This is a genomic window from Bradyrhizobium sp. INPA03-11B (assembly GCF_040446015.1).
Lineage (GTDB): Bacteria > Pseudomonadota > Alphaproteobacteria > Rhizobiales > Xanthobacteraceae > Bradyrhizobium > Bradyrhizobium macuxiense_A.
The window spans coordinates 15,836-32,238 of the sequence record NZ_JASGSR010000094.1; the positions used below are offsets into that span (position 1 = coordinate 15,836).

General features: G+C 65.8%; 14 protein-coding genes. 4 read left to right on the forward strand and 10 right to left on the reverse strand.

Going from position 1 to position 16,403, the window contains the following annotated elements; all coding sequences use genetic code 11:
• Positions 1 to 117: 117 nt before the first annotated feature.
• From QMZ05_RS29925 to QMZ05_RS29950, 6 genes are all read right to left on the reverse strand, one after another.
• On the reverse strand, positions 118 to 1,761 hold the full coding sequence (locus QMZ05_RS29925) for a GMC family oxidoreductase N-terminal domain-containing protein (protein ID WP_353704024.1): 1,644 nt from the start codon (positions 1,759 to 1,761) through the stop codon (positions 118 to 120).
• 28 nt (positions 1,762 to 1,789) lie between these two features.
• Positions 1,790 to 2,383: a GNAT family protein gene (locus tag QMZ05_RS29930; RefSeq protein WP_353704025.1), complete on the reverse strand. Its 594-nt coding sequence runs from the start codon at positions 2,381 to 2,383 to the stop codon at positions 1,790 to 1,792.
• 124 nt (positions 2,384 to 2,507) lie between these two features.
• Positions 2,508 to 3,434 carry an SMP-30/gluconolactonase/LRE family protein gene (locus QMZ05_RS29935; protein ID WP_353704026.1) on the reverse strand — a complete coding sequence of 309 codons (927 nt, stop codon included), beginning with the start codon at positions 3,432 to 3,434 and terminating at the stop codon, positions 2,508 to 2,510.
• A gap of 328 nt (positions 3,435 to 3,762) precedes the next feature.
• The gene (locus tag QMZ05_RS29940; RefSeq protein WP_353704027.1) at positions 3,763 to 4,650 is read right to left on the reverse strand and encodes a 4-(cytidine 5'-diphospho)-2-C-methyl-D-erythritol kinase; all 888 of its coding nucleotides are present in this window, start codon (positions 4,648 to 4,650) and stop codon (positions 3,763 to 3,765) included.
• Positions 4,651 to 4,935: 285 nt separating this feature from the next.
• The gene (locus tag QMZ05_RS29945; protein ID WP_353704028.1) at positions 4,936 to 6,723 is read right to left on the reverse strand and encodes a tetratricopeptide repeat protein; all 1,788 of its coding nucleotides are present in this window, start codon (positions 6,721 to 6,723) and stop codon (positions 4,936 to 4,938) included.
• Between the two features lie 411 nt (positions 6,724 to 7,134).
• On the reverse strand, positions 7,135 to 8,793 hold the full coding sequence (locus tag QMZ05_RS29950) for an electron transfer flavoprotein-ubiquinone oxidoreductase (protein WP_353704029.1): 1,659 nt from the start codon (positions 8,791 to 8,793) through the stop codon (positions 7,135 to 7,137).
• A gap of 195 nt (positions 8,794 to 8,988) precedes the next feature.
• Here QMZ05_RS29950 and QMZ05_RS29955 point away from each other — a divergent pair, with 195 nt between their 5' ends.
• Positions 8,989 to 9,804: a uracil-DNA glycosylase gene (locus QMZ05_RS29955; protein WP_353704037.1), complete on the forward strand. Its 816-nt coding sequence runs from the start codon at positions 8,989 to 8,991 to the stop codon at positions 9,802 to 9,804.
• Positions 9,805 to 9,911: 107 nt separating this feature from the next.
• Here the strand turns inward: QMZ05_RS29955 and QMZ05_RS29960 are convergent, their stop codons facing one another.
• The 4 genes from QMZ05_RS29960 to QMZ05_RS29975 form a co-directional block, all read right to left on the reverse strand.
• Positions 9,912 to 11,417, reverse strand: a complete 1,506-nt coding sequence (locus QMZ05_RS29960) for a glycosyltransferase family 39 protein (RefSeq protein ID WP_353704030.1) — start codon at positions 11,415 to 11,417, stop codon at positions 9,912 to 9,914.
• Between the two features lie 328 nt (positions 11,418 to 11,745).
• Entirely contained in the window at positions 11,746 to 12,528 is a 783-nt protein-coding gene (locus tag QMZ05_RS29965; RefSeq protein ID WP_353704031.1) for a ribonuclease HII, read from the reverse strand.
• Between the two features lie 91 nt (positions 12,529 to 12,619).
• The gene (locus QMZ05_RS29970) at positions 12,620 to 13,066 is read right to left on the reverse strand and encodes a VOC family protein (protein ID WP_353704032.1); all 447 of its coding nucleotides are present in this window, start codon (positions 13,064 to 13,066) and stop codon (positions 12,620 to 12,622) included.
• Positions 13,067 to 13,209: 143 nt separating this feature from the next.
• Positions 13,210 to 14,376: a PA0069 family radical SAM protein gene (locus tag QMZ05_RS29975; protein WP_353704033.1), complete on the reverse strand. Its 1,167-nt coding sequence runs from the start codon at positions 14,374 to 14,376 to the stop codon at positions 13,210 to 13,212.
• A gap of 164 nt (positions 14,377 to 14,540) precedes the next feature.
• Here QMZ05_RS29975 and QMZ05_RS29980 point away from each other — a divergent pair, with 164 nt between their 5' ends.
• The 3 genes from QMZ05_RS29980 to QMZ05_RS29990 are packed head-to-tail and all read left to right on the forward strand — an operon-like array spanning position 14,541 to position 16,240.
• Positions 14,541 to 15,110, forward strand: a complete 570-nt coding sequence (locus QMZ05_RS29980) for a glycosyl transferase (RefSeq protein WP_353704034.1) — start codon at positions 14,541 to 14,543, stop codon at positions 15,108 to 15,110.
• A 42-nt stretch (positions 15,111 to 15,152) separates the two neighbouring features.
• Positions 15,153 to 16,094 carry a helix-turn-helix domain-containing GNAT family N-acetyltransferase gene (locus QMZ05_RS29985; RefSeq protein WP_353704035.1) on the forward strand — a complete coding sequence of 314 codons (942 nt, stop codon included), beginning with the start codon at positions 15,153 to 15,155 and terminating at the stop codon, positions 16,092 to 16,094.
• Complete coding sequence (locus QMZ05_RS29990) at positions 16,091 to 16,240, forward strand: RSP_7527 family protein (RefSeq protein WP_353704036.1); 150 nt, start codon at positions 16,091 to 16,093, stop codon at positions 16,238 to 16,240. The genes QMZ05_RS29985 and QMZ05_RS29990 overlap by 4 nt, the downstream gene beginning before the upstream one ends.
• Positions 16,241 to 16,403: the final 163 nt, after the last annotated feature.

Consider the following 16,403-nt stretch of genomic DNA (forward strand, 5'->3'; position numbering starts at 1 on the left):
CGGGAAGCATTGGCGCACATCTGCCGTCATTGCGAGCGAAGCGAAGCAATCCATCGACCCGCGCATGCGGAACTATGGATTGCTTCGTCGCTTCGCTCCTCTCAATGACGGACTTCGTTACGCATACTCCGGCAGCTTCGCAGCCGCCTCCGGCGTCTTGCCGCGGATCATGTCGGAGGCCTTGTCGGCGATCATCAGGGTCGAGGCGTTGAGATTGGCCGAGATCATCCGCGGCATGATCGAGGCGTCGATCACGCGCAGGCCTTCCATGCCGTGGACCCGAAGCTGGTCGTCGACCACGGCCCAAGGCGCGTCGGCCGGTCCCATCCGGCAGGTGCAGCCGGGATGGAAGGTGGTGGTGCCGCGCTGGGTCGCGGCCGCAAGCAGCTCCTCGTCGCTCGTGACCTTCGGACCGGGAAAGTCCTCGTAGGCGAAATACGGCTTGAGCGGCTCGGAGGCGAGCAGCCGGCGCGCCAGCTTCATGCCGGCGACGACAACGCGGCGGTCGATCTCCTCGGCGAGATAGTTGGTCTGGATGATCGGCGGCGCGAACGGATCGGCCGAGCGGATGCGGACATAGCCGCGGCTCTCCGGCCGCTGCTGCCATGAGGCCACCGTCATGCCGGGCTCGTCCTCGAGCTGGCCCTGCACGCCTTCCTTGTAGCTCGCCGGCGTGAAGGTGAGCTGCAAATCGGAGCTCTCGGTGGTCTCGCCGGAATGCCAGAAGCAGTAGACCATGGTCGGCGACAGCGACAACAGGCCGCGTCGTGTCGTCGCCCATTTGATTGCTTCGCCCCACAGGCTGAGCCCGCGGCGCATTTCGTTGATGGTCCGGATGTTCTTGACCCGCGCCACCGAACGCGGCGCGTAGTGATCCTGCAGGCCTTCGCCGACGCCCGGCAGCGCGTGGCGCACCTCGATGCCGTGCGACTGCAACAGATCGGGCGAGCCGACGCCGGAGAGCTGCAACAGCTGCGGCGAGTTGTAGGCGCCGCCGGAGAGAATGACCTCCTTGGTGGCGCGGATCTCCAGGGGATCGCCGTGCTTGCCGCCGCGGTTATAGCGCACGCCGACCGCGCGCTTGCCCTCGAAGATGATGCTGGTGACATGGGCATGCGTGCGCACATCGACATTCGGCCGCCGCCGCGCCGGATGCAGGAACGCGGTGGCGGCGCTGACCCGGCGGCCGTTCAGGATGGTGCGCTGGCAATACGACACGCCCTCCTGGATCTGGCCGTTGTAGTCAGGATTGCGCGGAATGCCGAGGCTGACCGCGCCCGCCATGAAGGCTTCGCAGAGCGGGTCCTGCCAATCCATCGTGGTGACGGTGAGATTACCATTCCGACCACGATAGGTGTCGTCGCCCTCGCCGATCCTTCGCTCCATGCGCCGGAAGTACGGCAGCACGTCGGGATAGCCCCAGCCGCGATTGCCGAGCTGCGCCCAGGTGTCGAAATCCTGGCGCTGGCCGCGGTTGTAGATATGGCCGTTGATCGAGGACGAGCCGCCGAGCGTCTTGCCGCGCGGCGCGTAGATGCTGCGGCCGCCGGTATAGGGACCAGGCTCCTGCTGGTAGGCCCAGTTCACGCTTTTCATGTGGAAGGTCTTGATGAAGCCGGCCGGCAGATGGATGTAGGGATGCCAGTCGCTCGGCCCCGCCTCGAGCACGCACACCCGCGTGCCCGCGTCTTCACTCAACCGGTTGGTCAGCACGCTCCCGGCGGAGCCCGCGCCGATGATCACATAATCGAACGTTTCCATCGTCTCGTTTCTGGCGCCGACCACGGTGTCAACGCGGCTTTTCGTTGAGTTGATAGTTGAGATGCGCCTTCACCGTCGGCCATTCGCTGGCGATGATGCTGTAAACCACGGTGTCGCGCAACGTGCCGTTCGGTGCAATCTGGTGGCTGCGCAGAATGCCGTCCTGCTTGGCACCCAAACGCTCGATGCCGCGCCGGCTCTGGTGATTGAAGAAATGCGTGCGGAACTCGACCGCGATGCAATCGAGCTTCTCGAAGGCATGTTGCAGCAGCAGCAGTTTGCACTGCGTGTTGACCGCGCTGCGCTGCACGCGCTTGGCGTACCAGGTCGAGCCGATCTCGACGCGGCGGTTCGGCGTGTCGACGTTCATGTAGGTGGTCATGCCCGAGATCCGGCCATCGGCATCGAACACCGTGAACGGCAGCATCGATCCGGCCTTCTGCAAGCCAAGCCTGCGGTCGATCTCTTTCGCCATGTTATCTGCTTGCGGAATCGCGGTGTACCAGAGCTTTGACAGCTCACCGTCCTTCACCGCCTCCGTCAGTCCCGCGAGGTGATCATGCGACAGCGGTTCAAGCCGCGCATGCGCGCCACGAAGGGTGACCGGTTCAAGCCAGGGCATTCGAGATCTCTCCATCTTTGTCATTCCGGGGCGATGCGCAGCATCGAACCCGGAATCTCGAGATCCCGGGTTCATCGCTGCACGATGCCCCGGGATGACGATTGCGCTTCGCGAAGCGCAATCGTCACTTGTTCAAGAAGTTCAGCGGCAGTCCCGGCCGTGACCAGTCCATCGCGATCAGTTCGCCCTTGCCCGACAGCGTGATGTAGGCGGTCTTCAGATCGGGGCCGCCGAACGCGATGTTGGTGGTGACGCGGTCGCCGGTCGGCACCTGCTCGACCACCGTGCCATCGGGCGCGATCACCGAGATGCAGCCCGAGATCAGCGTCGCAACGCAGACGTTGCCATTGGCTTCGACCGCGAGCGAGTCGAACATCTGGTAACCGCCGAGGCCTGCGATCGGCTTGCCGCGCTCGCCGCGATAGATCACGTCGCGCGGCTTGATGGTGCCGGGCTCGGACACCTCATAGGCCCACAGCCGCGCGGTCGGCGTCTCGGCGATGTAGACGGTCTTCTCGTCGGGCGACAGGCCGATGCCGTTGGCCGGCAGGATGCCGTGCACGGCCTCGACGATCTCGTTCATGCCGGGCTTCAGATAGTAGAACGCGCCGACATCCATGTCGCGGGCGCGGCGCTTGCCGAGATCGGAGAACCACAGGCCGCCCTGTCTGTCGAACACCAGATCGTTCGGCCCGCGCAGCTCGTGCTCGCCGCACTTCGTCACCACGGTCTCGACCTTGCCGGATTGCAGATCGACACGCTGGATCGAGCCGCCGAGATAATCCTCCGGCTGCGGACCCGGCATGATCATGTTCTTGGTCGGGATCCAGGAGAAGCCGCCATTGTTGCAGATGTAGATCTTGCCGTCGGGACCGAGCGCCGCGCCGTTCGGGCCGCCCGACACCTTGGCGACGATCTCCTTGCGCCCGTCCGGATAGACCCGGGTCAGCCGCTGGCCGCGGATTTCGACCAGCACGACCGAGCCGTCGGGCATGACGACCGGACCTTCGGGAAACTCGAGATCGGTGGCGAGAACTCGGATATTGGCCATGGCATCCTCCCGGCTCTTTGGCTGCCGGCGGTCTCCGAACGGCCCCGCACGCGCAACGTTGTTGTTTCATCCTGTTATGGCAAACGGGGTTTGGCTTGCCAAGCAACCGGGGGTGCAAGGCTGCCCGGCGTTGCGGTGGGATGGTGCGGCATCCACCGCCGTCCGTCGCTGCGCGTTGCGGACACACATGCAGAACAAACACGGCGTCATCACCCGCGCATCGGGTGATCCAGTATTCCAGAGGCAGCAATGCTTGAACCGAGAAGCCGCGGCGTACTGGATCGCCCGGTCGAGCCGGGCGATGACAGCTGCGCGCCGCGCGATTGCGTCAGCTCAGCGAGCCCGCATGCACCCACCAGCCGGGATGGTCGGCGCGGAGCTTCTCGCCTGCGGCCTCGGCGTCGGCGTCGGTTCCGAACACGGCAAAGCAGGTCGCGCCGGAGCCCGACATACGCACCAGACGAACGCCGGTGGTCGCGCGCAGGGCGGACAAGACGCCGCTGATGACGGGCTCGATGCGCGCGGCGGGGGCTTCGAGATCGTTGGTGCCGCGCGACAGCGCCGCGATCCAGTCGTCGACCGCGCGGCCGGCCTCCGGCCAGGCCGGCGCCTGCATCACAACATCGGTGGCGCCGATCAGGAGTTCGCCATGGCGCAGGCCGAGCGCATTGAAGACGTCCTTGGTCGCGACCGGCACGCGCGGATTGACCAGCACGGCCGGCATCTTCGGCAGGTCGAGCGGGAGCAGACCCTCGCCGACGCCGGTCATGTCGCAGGCGCGCGAGGCGACGCACACCGGCACGTCGGCGCCGGTCTGCAGCGCGACCTCCATGATCCTGCTGTCGTCGAGCGAGAGTTCGTTGAGCCGCGCCAACAGCCGCAGCGCCGCCGCAGCATCCGCCGAGCCGCCGCCGATGCCGGCCGCAACCGGCAACACCTTCTCCAGCGTGAAGTGACCGACCTCGAGATCCACGACGCGCTCGCCGAGCAGCCGCGCGGCCTTGAGCACCAGATTGTCCGAGGTATCGCCGCAGGCGTCGGCCAGCGGTCCCGCCATCGTCAGCGACAGTTCCGGGCCCGGCTCGAGCGTGAGACGATCGGCGCAATCGGCAAACGCGACGACGCTCTCGAGGTCATGAAACCCATCGACGCGCCGTCCGACAACCTTCAGCGTCAGGTTGACCTTGGCACGCCCTTCTTCAATCAGCGCCGGCACGGCGATAAACCCCTAAAAACAATGATCGTGAGCGATTAGCGTAAATCGCCTCACGATCCTATCCCTTTGTTTGGACGGAAATTCCGGGGTATCCTGGCTCAAGCGCCGCATCCGCCGCCGTCGTCCCTGCCTAGTGCGCAATTGCGCACGGGAGCAGGGACCCATACTCCGCGGCGGATGTTGTGAACGGGATTCGTCGCTCGGGCAGCCTGCAACAATGTTCATCGGTGGTTATGGGTCCCTGCTTTCGCAGGGACGACACCGAGTTTGCCGCACCCGCAAGCCCTAGCCGCCCTTGCCGTCGTCGTCCTTCTTCTTGTCGGCGGCGGCGGCGTTCGAGGTGTCGTCCGACAGGCCGTTGTCGATCTTGGCCTGTATCTTCGGCAGCTCTTCCGGCTCGGGCTTGAGGTCGCGGGCATGGGCCCACTGGAACTTGGCTTCCAGGGTGCGGCCGACGCGCCAATAGGCATCGCCGAGATGGTCGTTGATGGTCGGATCTTCCGGCTTGAGGTCGATCGCGCGCTCGAGGTTCTTCACCGCCTCGTCGTAATTGCCGATCCGGTAATAGGCCCAGCCGAGGGAGTCGACGATGTAGCCGTCGTCAGGGCGCTGATCGACGGCACGCTTGATCATCTTCATGCCTTCGTCGAGGTTGATGCCCTGGTCGATCCAGGAATAGCCGAGATAGTTCAGCACATGCGGCTGCTCGGGCTGCAGCTCGAGCGCCTTGCGCATGTCGGCCTCGGCCTTGTTCCACTGCTTGGAGCGCTCCTCGCAGATGCCGCGATAGTAATAGGTCACCCAGGCATTCTTGTCGCCGCTGCCGGCCGGCAGCGCGTCGATCGCCTGCGAATAGGTGGTGGCGCAGTCGGCGAACTTCTTGCGGCCGCGCTCGATATTGCCGAGCGCCAGGATCGCCTCGATGTCCTTCGGCTGATCCGCGGTGACTTCCTTGAGGATCTTGATCGCCTCGTCGCTGCGGTCGGCGGCGTCGAGATTGGTCGCGAGCTGGATCTGCGCGTTGCGCTTCAGCGGCGACGACGCCGGCATCCGCTCATAGACCTTGATCGCCATCTGCGGCTTCTTGACCGATTCATAGAGATCGGCGAGCGACAGCAGCGCCAGCGGATGGTTCGGCTGCAGATAGAGCGCGAGCTGCAGATAGACCAGCGCGAGGTCCTCGCCGCCGCGGCGGGTCAGCGTCGCGCCGATGCCGTACAGCGCTTCGGCAGCGCCGGCCTGCGGGCTGTCGACCAGCGGCGGCAGCTTCTTGCCTGCCTTGGTCTCCTTGATGCCTTCCAGCACCAGCGGATGGCGCGGCAACTTCTTGTCGAAGGCCTCGTACATCGCGGTGGCGGCGGCGGCATCCTTGTTGCGCGAGGTCCAGCGCGCATATTCGTCGACCGTGCGCAGCATGGAATCGTCGAGCTTGTAGACCTTCTCGAAGCGGGCGCCGGCATCCTTCTCCTTGCCCGCGAGCTCGTAGATCATGCCGGCATGCAGGTCCTTGAAGATCGGATACCATTCGGGGCCGGTCAGCTTGTCGATCGAGGCGACCGCGCCCTTGCTGTCGCCGGCGCCATAGGCCGCCCAGGCCGACAGCAGCGTCGCCACCAGATCGGTGATCGGGCCGCGCACCGACTGGTTGATGTTGGACTGCGCGGCGGCGTATTTCTTCAGCTTGAGGTCGCGCACACCGACCACGAGGCGCGCAACGCGGTTGGCCTTGTCCTGGGTCAGGATGCGATCGGCGAGCTTGACCGCCTCGTCGATGTCGCCGTCGGCGAGCGAGGAGATGAAGGCGCGGTCGAGCAGCTCGGAATTCTTCGGATCGGTGCGCAGCGCCGAGCGGTAGAACGCCGCGGCGGAGGCCGCATCGCGTTCGACACTGGCGTGGCGGGCGGCGAGATAGCTGCCGGCCGTGGTCAGCGATTTCAGGTCGTTCTTGGACGGGAATTGCGCGGTCGTGTCGGTCGGATGTTCCGGCGTTTGCGCCGACAGCTGCGCAGGCACGGCAAGCGCCGCGGCAGCAAGAAGGGCAATCGTCAGGCGGTTGAAACGGGTGGACAGCATCACGGTCGCCTTGCTCCAGGGATTTACGCCAAGATGGATTTTACGGCCAAGATCTTGCGATCAGTCTCAAAATGCGAACCCAAGCGGCGGCATCACGGCGAGCGACAATGCCGCGTTTGGCGGTTATCCGCAAGGATCGCCCAAAGGCAACCCGTGACGAATCAATTGGCAGATTAGGCCCTTAGATCCGCCGATCCAGCCAACTCCCGCAAGACGCTCCCACTATGGCGGTATCGTGACCGGGCCGGGCATATTCGCGCGCAGACGCAAAAAGCGCCGGGTCCTGACGCCACGGCACCTTGTTCCGAGTGTTCGGACGTATCCGACAGTGCAATCCGGCCGCTTCCGCAAGGCAGAGGCCAAGCGGAGGTTGCGGCGGGCTGCGCTCGGCCTCACGCAAATGTGGTCGGCTTACATCGCCTCGTAGTTGGGACCGCCGCCACCCTCCGGAGGAACCCAGGTGATGTTGCCGTTGGGGTCCTTCACGTCGCAGGTTTTGCAGTGGACGCAGTTCTGGGCGTTGATCTGGAAGCGCGGTCCTGCCGATTCCTCGACCCACTCGTAGACGCCAGCCGGGCAATAGCGGTTGGAGGGACCGGCGAACACGTCATGCTCCGACGTCTTCTGCAGGTTCATGTCGGCGACCTTGAGATGGACCGGCTGGTCCTCCTCATGGTTGGTATTGGACAGGAATACCGACGACAGCTTGTCGAACGAGATCTTGCCGTCCGGCTTCGGATAGGCGATCGGCTGGTGCTGCTTGGATGGATCGAGCGTCTTGCGGTCCGGCTTGGCGTGCGACTGGGTGCCGAACAGCGAGAAGCCGAGCGTGTTGCACCACATGTCGAAGCCGGACAGCGCCATTCCGAGCAGATTGCCGAACTTCGACAGCAGCGGCTTGGCGTTGCGGACCTTGAACAGATCCTTGCCGATCGCCGACGAACGCCAGGCATTTTCATACTCGACGAGCTCATCATTGGCGCGGCCGGCGCCGAGCGCGGCGGCGAGATGCTCGGCGGCGAGCATGCCGGAGCCCATCGCGTTGTGGACGCCCTTGATGCGCGGCACGTTGACGAAGCCCGCGGCGCAGCCGATCAGCGCGCCGCCCGGGAAGGACAGCCGCGGCACCGACTGGTAGCCGCCCTCGGTGATGGCGCGCGCGCCATAGGCGAGGCGCTTGCCGCCCTCGAACAGCTCGCGAATATCGGGATGCGTCTTCATCCGTTGGAATTCGTCGAACGGCGACAGATACGGATCGGTGTAGTTCAGGTGCACGACGAAGCCGACCGCGACGCGGTTGTCGTCGTAATGATAGAGGAACGAGCCGCCGCCGGTCTTGTCGTTCAGCGGCCAGCCGAGCGTATGCTGCACCCGGCCCTTCTTGTGCTTCGCCGGATCGATCTGCCAGACTTCCTTCAGGCCGATGCCGAACTTCGGCGGCTCGGAGTTGGCGTCGAGCTTGAACTTCGCGATCAGCTGCTTGGACAGCGAGCCGCGCGCGCCTTCGGCGAACAGCGTGTACTTGCCGAGCAGTTCCATGCCGCGGGTATAGGAATCCTTGTGGCTGCCGTCCTTGGCGATGCCCATGTCGCCGGTCGCGATGCCGCGCACCGCGCCCTTGTCGTCATAGAGCACTTCGGCCGCGGCAAAGCCCGGATAGATCTCGACGCCGAGCGCTTCCGCCTTCGGCGCCAGCCAGCGGCAGACATTGCCGAGCGAGCCGATGTAGCAGTGATGATTGTTCATCAGCGGCGGCATGATGAAGTTCGGGATGCGGAACCAGCCTTGCGACGTCGCCCAATAGAAGCGGTCGCTCGTGACCTGCGTCTTCAGCGGACAATCGGCATCCTCGCGCCAATCGGGCACGAGCTTGTCGAGGCCGGCAGGATCGATCACCGCGCCCGAGAGAATGTGCGCGCCGACCTCGGAGCCCTTCTCCACCACGACGACCGAGAGCTCCGGATTGAGCTGCTTCAGCCGGATCGCGGCCGACAGGCCCGACGGGCCGGCGCCGACGATGACGACGTCGAATTCCATAGACTCGCGCGGAGGAAGGTCTTCAGCACTCATGATCTTTGATCTCAGCCCATTGAGAACGCTTCTAAGCTTTTCAGAGGTCGTTGTTTCCGATTTTTAGCGGAAGGACAACCATGGAATTGCGCTTTGCGAGGTTTCGCGCGGCCGCAACGCCGCAGGAGCATAATCTTTTCCAAAAACCGGCCTCCACTTTTCCCGTTGATGCTCTAGATTGCGCCGATGATGGCCCTGCCGCCCGAGCCCACCCCTACACTGCAGCAATTGCTGGCCTTTTACCTTGAGGCCGGGGTCGACTGCGCGCTTGGCGACGAGCCGATCAACCGGCTGGAAGAGCCCGAACCAGTTCCCGCCCCTGCCGCGCCGCGGCCGGTGGCGCTCAATCCGCTGCGCCCCCCGCCGATCCCCGCAGTTCCGCGCAGCGAAATCACCGTCGCGCCGGACGCCGCGATCGCCTCGGCGCGCGAGGCCGCGCGCACCGCGCCGACGCTTGAAGCGTTGCGCACGCTGATGGAGACGTTCGACGGCTGCGCGCTGAAGCACACCGCGACCCGGCTGGTGTTCGCCGATGGCAATCCCGCGGCGCGCGTGATGTTCGTCGGCGAGGCGCCGGGCCGCGACGAGGACATCGAAGGCCTGCCGTTCGTCGGCCGCTCCGGCAAGCTGCTCGACCGCATGATCGCCGCGATCGGGCTCGATCGCAGCAAGGCCTATATCGCCAACGTGATCCCGTGGCGGCCACCGGGCAACCGCACGCCGACGCCGCAGGAGACGCAGGTATGCCTGCCCTTCATCCAGCGCCATATCGAGCTGGTCAATCCCGACGTGCTGGTGACGCTCGGCAATCCCTCGACGCAGGCGCTGCTCGGCACCCGCGAGGGCATCATGCGCACGCGCGGCAAATGGATCGATTACGACACCGGCACCCGCACGATCCGCGCTGTCGCCACCTTCCATCCGGCCTATCTGCTGCGCTCGCCGTCGTACAAGCGGCTGTCGTGGCAGGATCTGCGCGCGATCGCGAAGGTGTTGCAGCCGGCTTCGTAAATCCGTAGCCCGGAGCGAAGCGTAATCCGGGTCAGGCTGCGGAAGGTTGAGGAAGCGGCCCCGGATTTCGCTGCGCTCCATCCGGGCTACGGCTCAACATCAACTTACTACCCCTTCGGTCGCACGATCGCCCAGCCGATCCGCAGCACCGGCTGCCGCCCATTGACCAGCCGGTCGAACGAGCGCGGCACTTCCGGCACGAGGCCGGGGAAGCGCTGCGCGAGTTCGGGCGGCGGCGTGCCGGCGGTGTCCTGCGCACGCCAGACCACGACGCCGCCGGTCTCATTGAACTTCGCGACCGACAGCCAGGGCGTCCGCTGCGGCGCGGCGTCGAGCAACAGATGCGGCCGGCGCCCGTTCATCGCGATCAGGCTGGCGATTTCAGGATCGCCGGCGACGGCACGCAGGCGCTGGTTGGTGCGGCGCTCATAGCTGTCGTCGAAAAAGCGCCCCATCGCGGCTGCCGGCAGCGAGGTCGGCACCTCCTTGGTGCTGGTCCAGGGCAGGAACAGCGCCGCCGCCAGCGCCGCGGCAGCAGGCGCCGCAACCGCGAAGGCCCACACCGAGCGCAACAGCCGCTGCCGCCTAAGATGAATCAGATCGCCGGTCGCGACCACGACGGCGAGCCCCGACATCAACAGCGCGACGCCAGCGCCGCCGAAGGCGCGATCCAGATCGAACAGGCCGGAGATGAAGCTGCTCACGATCGCGGGCGCGAAGGCGAAGAAATAGACAAATTGCTGCGCCAGCGGACTGACCGGCGGACGGTAGATGATCGGGGCGTCCTCACCGTCGCGGGCAAACCAGCGCGAATTGAGGAGTGCCAGCACCACGATCGCAGCGGTCGCCACGATCAGCCCGCCGAGCACGATGCCCCAGCGCAGTGCCCGCGCCTTGAGATCGGCGAGCGCGGGCAAGGCAGGCAGCGCCAGCACGTCGGCACGGACCAGCCAGATCAGATAGGGCAGCGCCAGCACGATGATGACCAGCAGCGCGTAGAGCGGATCGACCGCGCGCAGCGTACGCCGCCCACGCTCGGTTGCGACCGCAAAGCCTGTGACCAGCAGGATCATGCCGATCGCCGCCGGCGTCGTCAGCAGCAGCAGGCCGCAATCGATCGACCAGGCGAACCAGGCGCTGCGCCGGTTCTGCCCGATCAATTGCCAGGAATGCAGCAGCAGCAGCGCCCAGAGCGGGCGCGCCAGGATCAGCGGGCCGAACTCGACGCTCGGCGAGGAGAACACCACGACGGTCATCGACAGCAGCACCGCCAGCACGCCCTGCGGGCCGCCGACGATGGCGCGCGCCAGCTGGTAGAAGGCGATGAAGGTTGTGATCTCGCAGGCCTGCGCCAGGAGATAGACGCCGAACACGTGATTGCCGGCGGCGCGGAAGGCGATGTCCGCGAGCCAGAACGAAAGCGGCGGCCCCATGTCGGTGCCGACCTGATATTCGCGGCCGAAGGCGAGGATGGTGGCGAGATTGCCGGGCGGGCTGCCGTAGAAGATCAGCGGCAGGACCAGCCAGATCGCGGCCTGCACCAGCACCACGACCCACACCACGAGGCGCGGCCGGGCGCGGATCAGTTCGACAACCAGGGAGGTAAACCGCATGAAACGCCTGAAATGCCCCAGCCACCCGCGAGCATGATCCGGAAAAGTGCGAAGCGGTTTTCCGAAAAGATCATGCTAGGACACGGCGGCGCAACTGATCCCGAGGGTTTTTGATAACGGCAGGCGGCGGTGGAGGCAACCGGCGTCAGGCATGCCAGTGCACTAACCCCAAACTCCATTGTCATCACCCGCGAAAGCGGGTGATCCAGTACGCCGCGGCCTCTCGATCGAAAACGACCGCCTCTGGAATACTGGATCGCCCGGTCGAGCCGGGCGATGACACCGTTGCGGGGGTTGGCGCCGTTGCCTGGGCTGGCGCCGTCGCGCGCTACGCCGCTTCCGACGCCGCGGCTTCGCTTTCGGCGTCCACCGTGAACAGGTCGGGCTCGGTGGGAAGCGGAAAATGCTTCAGCCGCGCGGCGACGACCGGGGCGAAGAAGCTGCGGTGATGGGTGCTCGGCCCGAGCCGGTCCAGCGCCTCGAGGTGCTCGGGCACGCCGTAGCCCTTGTGCTGCTCGAAACCGTAGCCGGGGCAATCCAGCGCCAGCGCGCACATCAGGCGGTCGCGCGTCACCTTGGCGATGATCGAGGCCGCCGCGATCGAGGCCACGATACCGTCGCCGCCGATCACCGCGTCGCAGTCGCAGGGCGTGGCGAGCTTGTCGCGCCCGTCGACGAAGACGTGCTTCGGCATTTCGGGTAGCGCGTGGACCGCGCGGGCCAGCGCCCACAGCGAGGCGCGCAGGATGTTGTCGCGATCGATTCGCGCCGGCGAGGCCACCGCGACCGAGAACGCAGCGGTGGCGCAGATTTCCTCGAACAGTTCCTCGCGGCGCTCGGCGGTCAGCCGCTTCGAATCGTCGAGGCCTTTTGGAACGCGAGCCGGATCGAGCACGACTGCGGCGGCAACCACGGGACCTGCCAGCGGGCCGCGCCCGGCCTCGTCACAGCCGGCGACCGGCCAGACGCCGCGCTTGATCAGCGCGCGCTCGCGGCGGAAGGTCGGCCGCGTCACGGTGATGACGCGCTTCTCCGATTTGCCCGGCGCGGACGGCTTGCCTGACTTGGCTGGCGCCGCTTTGGACGTGCTCTTGGACTTATCCCGAATCATGCGGGGATCGTGATCAACCAAGGCTCGCGGCGCAACCGGGAACCCGGCACCCTTCCCCGCTATTCAATTCGGCCTACTCCTCTTCCCGCACCTAGTCGGGAATCGACACCCGCCCGTGATCGAGCACCTCAAAACCCGGCGCGCGCACCACTTCCCAGGCGTGACCATCAGGATCGCCGAAATAGCCGCAATAGCCGCCGTAGCTGGTCGGCTGCGCCGGCTTCAGCAGCTTGGCGCCTTTCGACAGTGCGAACGCCATCACGCGATCGACCTCGGCGTCGTCGTTGCAATTCCAGGCAATCGAGACCCCATGGAATGCGGCCGGCCGCGGCTGATCAGGCAGTCCGGCGTCGTCGGCCAGCAGATGCCAGGGGAACAGCCCGAGCACGCTGCCGCCGGTCTCGAAGAAGGCGACCTCCTCGCCGGTCGCGCGCATCTTCCTGGTGAAGCCGAGGGACTCGTAGAAGGCGATGCTGGCGCGCATGTCGCTGACGCCGAGGGTCAGGACGGTGAAGCGTGCGGTCGGGGCGTTACTCATCGGCATACTCACTTTATTTGTGGCGTCGTCGCCGTGTTGCTTCTTCGTAGCCCGGATGGAGCGAAGCGCAATCCGGGGTCTTGTGTCCACGGTGAGAAGCTTCCCGGATTTCGCTGCGCTTCATCCGGGCTACGGGATCTCGCCTAGAACAGACTGAGCTGCTGCCCGCTGCGCTTCGGCTTGGCGAAGTGATCCGTGGTCAGCTTGGTGCGCCGCTTGTTGAGGCCGAGCTTTTCGCAGGCGATCTCGAAGCGGCGGCCGATCATCCAGGCCATCGGGCCGGTGCCCTTCATCCGCGTGCCCCATTGCGAGTCGTAGTCGCGGCCGCCGCGCATGTCGCGGATCAGCGTGAAGACGTGGCGATAACGATCGGGATAGTTCGCCATCAGCCATTCGCGAAAGAGATCGCGGACCTCGAGCGGCAGCCGCAGCAGCACGTAGCTCGCCTCCCTGGCGCCGGCATGCGCGGCGGCATCGAGGATGCGCTCGATCTCGGAATCGTTCAGCGCCGGGATCACGGGCGCGACCATCACCGTGGTCGGGATGCCGGCCTCGGTGAGCCGCTTGATCGCCTCGAGCCGCTTCGGCGGGGTCGATGCGCGCGGCTCCATGGTGCGGGCGAGCTTCGGATCGAGCGTCGTCACCGAGAGCGCGACCTTGGCGAGATTGCGCTTGGCCATCCGCGCCAGGATGTCGATGTCGCGGGTCACCAGCGCCGACTTGGTCACGATGCCCACCGGATGGCCGGCGCGCTCCAGCACCTCGAGAATGCCGCGCATAATTTTTCGCTCGCGCTCGATCGGCTGATAGGGATCGGTGTTGGTGCCGATCGCGATCATCCGCGCCTCGTAATCGGGCGCCGCCAGCTCCTTCTCGAGCAGCGCCGGCGCGTCCGGCTTGGCGAACAGTTTTGACTCGAAGTCCAGCCCCGGCGACAGGCCGAGATAGGCGTGGGTCGGCCGCGCGAAGCAATAGACGCAGCCATGCTCGCAGCCGCGATAGGGATTGATCGAGCGGTCGAAGCCGATGTCGGGCGAGTCGTTGCGGGTGATCACCTTGCGCGAGGTGTCGAGCGCCACGCTGGTGTTAAATGGCGGCAGGTCTTCGAGGCTCTGCCAGCCGTCGTCGAAGGCGACCCGCGCCTCGGCCTCGTAGCGGCCGCTGGCGTTGGACTGAGCGCCGCGACCGCGCCGCCGCTCACGCTCGATTGCGACCGCAAGTTCGGGAAAAGGGGTGGGTGCACCCGCCGGGTTATCGGAGGGCGCCGTTACCGGCGGGTGCTTGAGGGCATGAGAGGATGCTCGGCTCATGTTTTGAAGCTAACACAGCGCGAGAACAAATCAAGAACACGAGCAGAGAAATTCCACAGAACCATGCTGCAAAATTCTGCAGGCGAACAGGCTGCTTTGAATATGACAAGGTGATAACACGGCCGGAGTTTCCAGAACCGTTTGAGCCAGCGAAGCCTCAAATCATGCTGAGCGTGATCATTCCAACCGACGGGATCGAGCGCACCGCGGTCGCAACCTTGGCCGCGCTGGTGCCGGGCGCGGCCGCGGGCGTGATCCGCGAAGTGCTGCTGGTCGACCGCACCAATACCGACATCATGGAGCGCGTCGCCGACGTCGCCGGCTGCCGCTTCCTGCGCTTCGAGGGCACGCGCGCCGCAGCGCTCGCGGCCGGCGCACGGCAGGCGCGCTCGCCCTGGCTGATGTTCCTGCATCCGGGCGCGGTGCTCGATGCCGGCTGGATCGAGGAGACCACCCAGTTCATCCAGATGGTGGCGGCAAGCGGCAAAGACCGCGCCGGCATCTTCCGCTACGCCCGCGCGCCCTACTCCGACCCCGGCCTGCGCGACGGCATCAAATTCGTCGCCCGGATGATCACCGGCCCCTCGGCCGAACAGGGCCTGCTGATCGCGCGCGAGCATTACGAGCGGATCGGCGGCTACCGGCCGGACGCCCGCCGTTCCGAGGCGCGGCTGCTGCGCCGGCTCGGCCGCTCCTCCCGCACCATGCTGCGCAGCCGGATCATGGTCGCTTAAACGCTCTTGCATATTATTTGATTCCGTCAAATAATATATTTGATGAAATCAAATTCCTACGACGCCACCCTCGAGAGCCAGGTTGCCGCGGTCCGCAGCTTCAGCCGGTTCTATACCCGCAAGCTCGGCATCATCGAGCCGAAGCTGCTGCACTCCCCGTTCACGCTACAGGAAGCGCGGATCATCTACGAGCTTGCGCACCGCGAGCACTGCATCGCGACCGACCTGGTGCGCGACCTCGACCTCGATGCCGGCTTCGTCAGCCGCACGCTGGCAGCGCTGCAACGCCGCCAGATCGTGACGCGCAAACCGTCGAAGGCCGACAAGCGCGTCAACGAGGTGGCGCTGACCGCCAAGGGCCGCGCCACGGCCGCAGACCTCGACAGCCGCTCGCGCGACGAGGTCGCGGCGCTGCTGATGCAGATCGACAGCAACCACCGCGCCGCGGTGGTGCATGCGATGAGCACAATCGAACAAGCGTTGGAGCCAACCATGCAAAAACCCACCGGCTTCCTGCTGCGCAGCCACCGCGTCGGCGACATGGGCTGGGTCGTCTCGCGACAGGGACAAGCCTACGCCGCGGAATATGGCTGGGACATCAGCTACGAGGCGCTGGTAGCCGAGATCTGCGCGCAGTTTCTGCGATCGTTCGATCCTGTCCGCGAGCATTGCTGGATCGCGGAGGTCGACGGCGAGCCGGTCGGCTCGATCTTCCTGGTCAACGGCGGTGACGGAGTCGCCAAGCTGCGGCTGTTGCTGGTCGAGGAGAAGGCGCGCGGGCTCGGCGTCGGCCGCGCCCTGGTCGAGCAGTGCATCCGCGCCGCGCGCGAGAACGGCTACAAGAAGATGACGCTGTGGACCCAGAGCATCCTGGTCGCCGCGCGCGGCATCTACGCCCGCGCCGGCTTTCAACGCGTCAAGGAAGAGAAGCACCACAGCTTTGGCGCCGATCTGGTCGGCGAGACCTGGGAGCTCGAGTTGTGAAGCCGCAGCGCCGCGAAACCGGGCGGCGCGTCACGGCTGAGCTGATCACATTCTATACGCGCAGGGCGCATGCGCTGCGGGCCGACGCGTATCGCGACGCGGTTCGGGCGCTGTGGCGCGGCTTGGTCAGGTTGATCAGCGGTTGATAGCTTCCCGATCGCGGGAATTTTGACTCCGTAGCCCGGATGGAGCGCAGCGCAATCCGGCAACGCTACCGCCGCGGGGAAACTGCCCCGGATTTCGCTCCGCTTCATCCGGGCTTCTGTAACGGGCCTTGGTTAGTCAATCCCTTTTCGCGTCATCCACTCG

Excerpts from the sequence above, each read along its gene's own strand:
- QMZ05_RS29935 (WP_353704026.1), bottom strand. The coding sequence starts at position 3,434 with ATGGCCAATATCCGAGTTCTCGCCACCGATCTCGAGTTTCCCGAAGGT.
- QMZ05_RS29980 (WP_353704034.1), top strand. The coding sequence starts at position 14,541 with ATGCTGAGCGTGATCATTCCAACCGACGGGATCGAGCGCACCGCGGTC.
- QMZ05_RS29925 (WP_353704024.1), bottom strand. The coding sequence starts at position 1,761 with ATGGAAACGTTCGATTATGTGATCATCGGCGCGGGCTCCGCCGGGAGC.
- QMZ05_RS29945 (WP_353704028.1), bottom strand. The coding sequence starts at position 6,723 with ATGCTGTCCACCCGTTTCAACCGCCTGACGATTGCCCTTCTTGCTGCC.
- QMZ05_RS29970 (WP_353704032.1), bottom strand. The coding sequence starts at position 13,066 with ATGAGTAACGCCCCGACCGCACGCTTCACCGTCCTGACCCTCGGCGTC.
- QMZ05_RS29975 (WP_353704033.1), bottom strand. The coding sequence starts at position 14,376 with ATGAGCCGAGCATCCTCTCATGCCCTCAAGCACCCGCCGGTAACGGCG.
- QMZ05_RS29960 (WP_353704030.1), bottom strand. The coding sequence starts at position 11,417 with ATGCGGTTTACCTCCCTGGTTGTCGAACTGATCCGCGCCCGGCCGCGC.
- QMZ05_RS29930 (WP_353704025.1), bottom strand. The coding sequence starts at position 2,383 with ATGCCCTGGCTTGAACCGGTCACCCTTCGTGGCGCGCATGCGCGGCTT.
- QMZ05_RS29950 (WP_353704029.1), bottom strand. The coding sequence starts at position 8,793 with ATGAGTGCTGAAGACCTTCCTCCGCGCGAGTCTATGGAATTCGACGTC.
- QMZ05_RS29965 (WP_353704031.1), bottom strand. The coding sequence starts at position 12,528 with ATGATTCGGGATAAGTCCAAGAGCACGTCCAAAGCGGCGCCAGCCAAG.
- QMZ05_RS29985 (WP_353704035.1), top strand. The coding sequence starts at position 15,153 with ATGAAATCAAATTCCTACGACGCCACCCTCGAGAGCCAGGTTGCCGCG.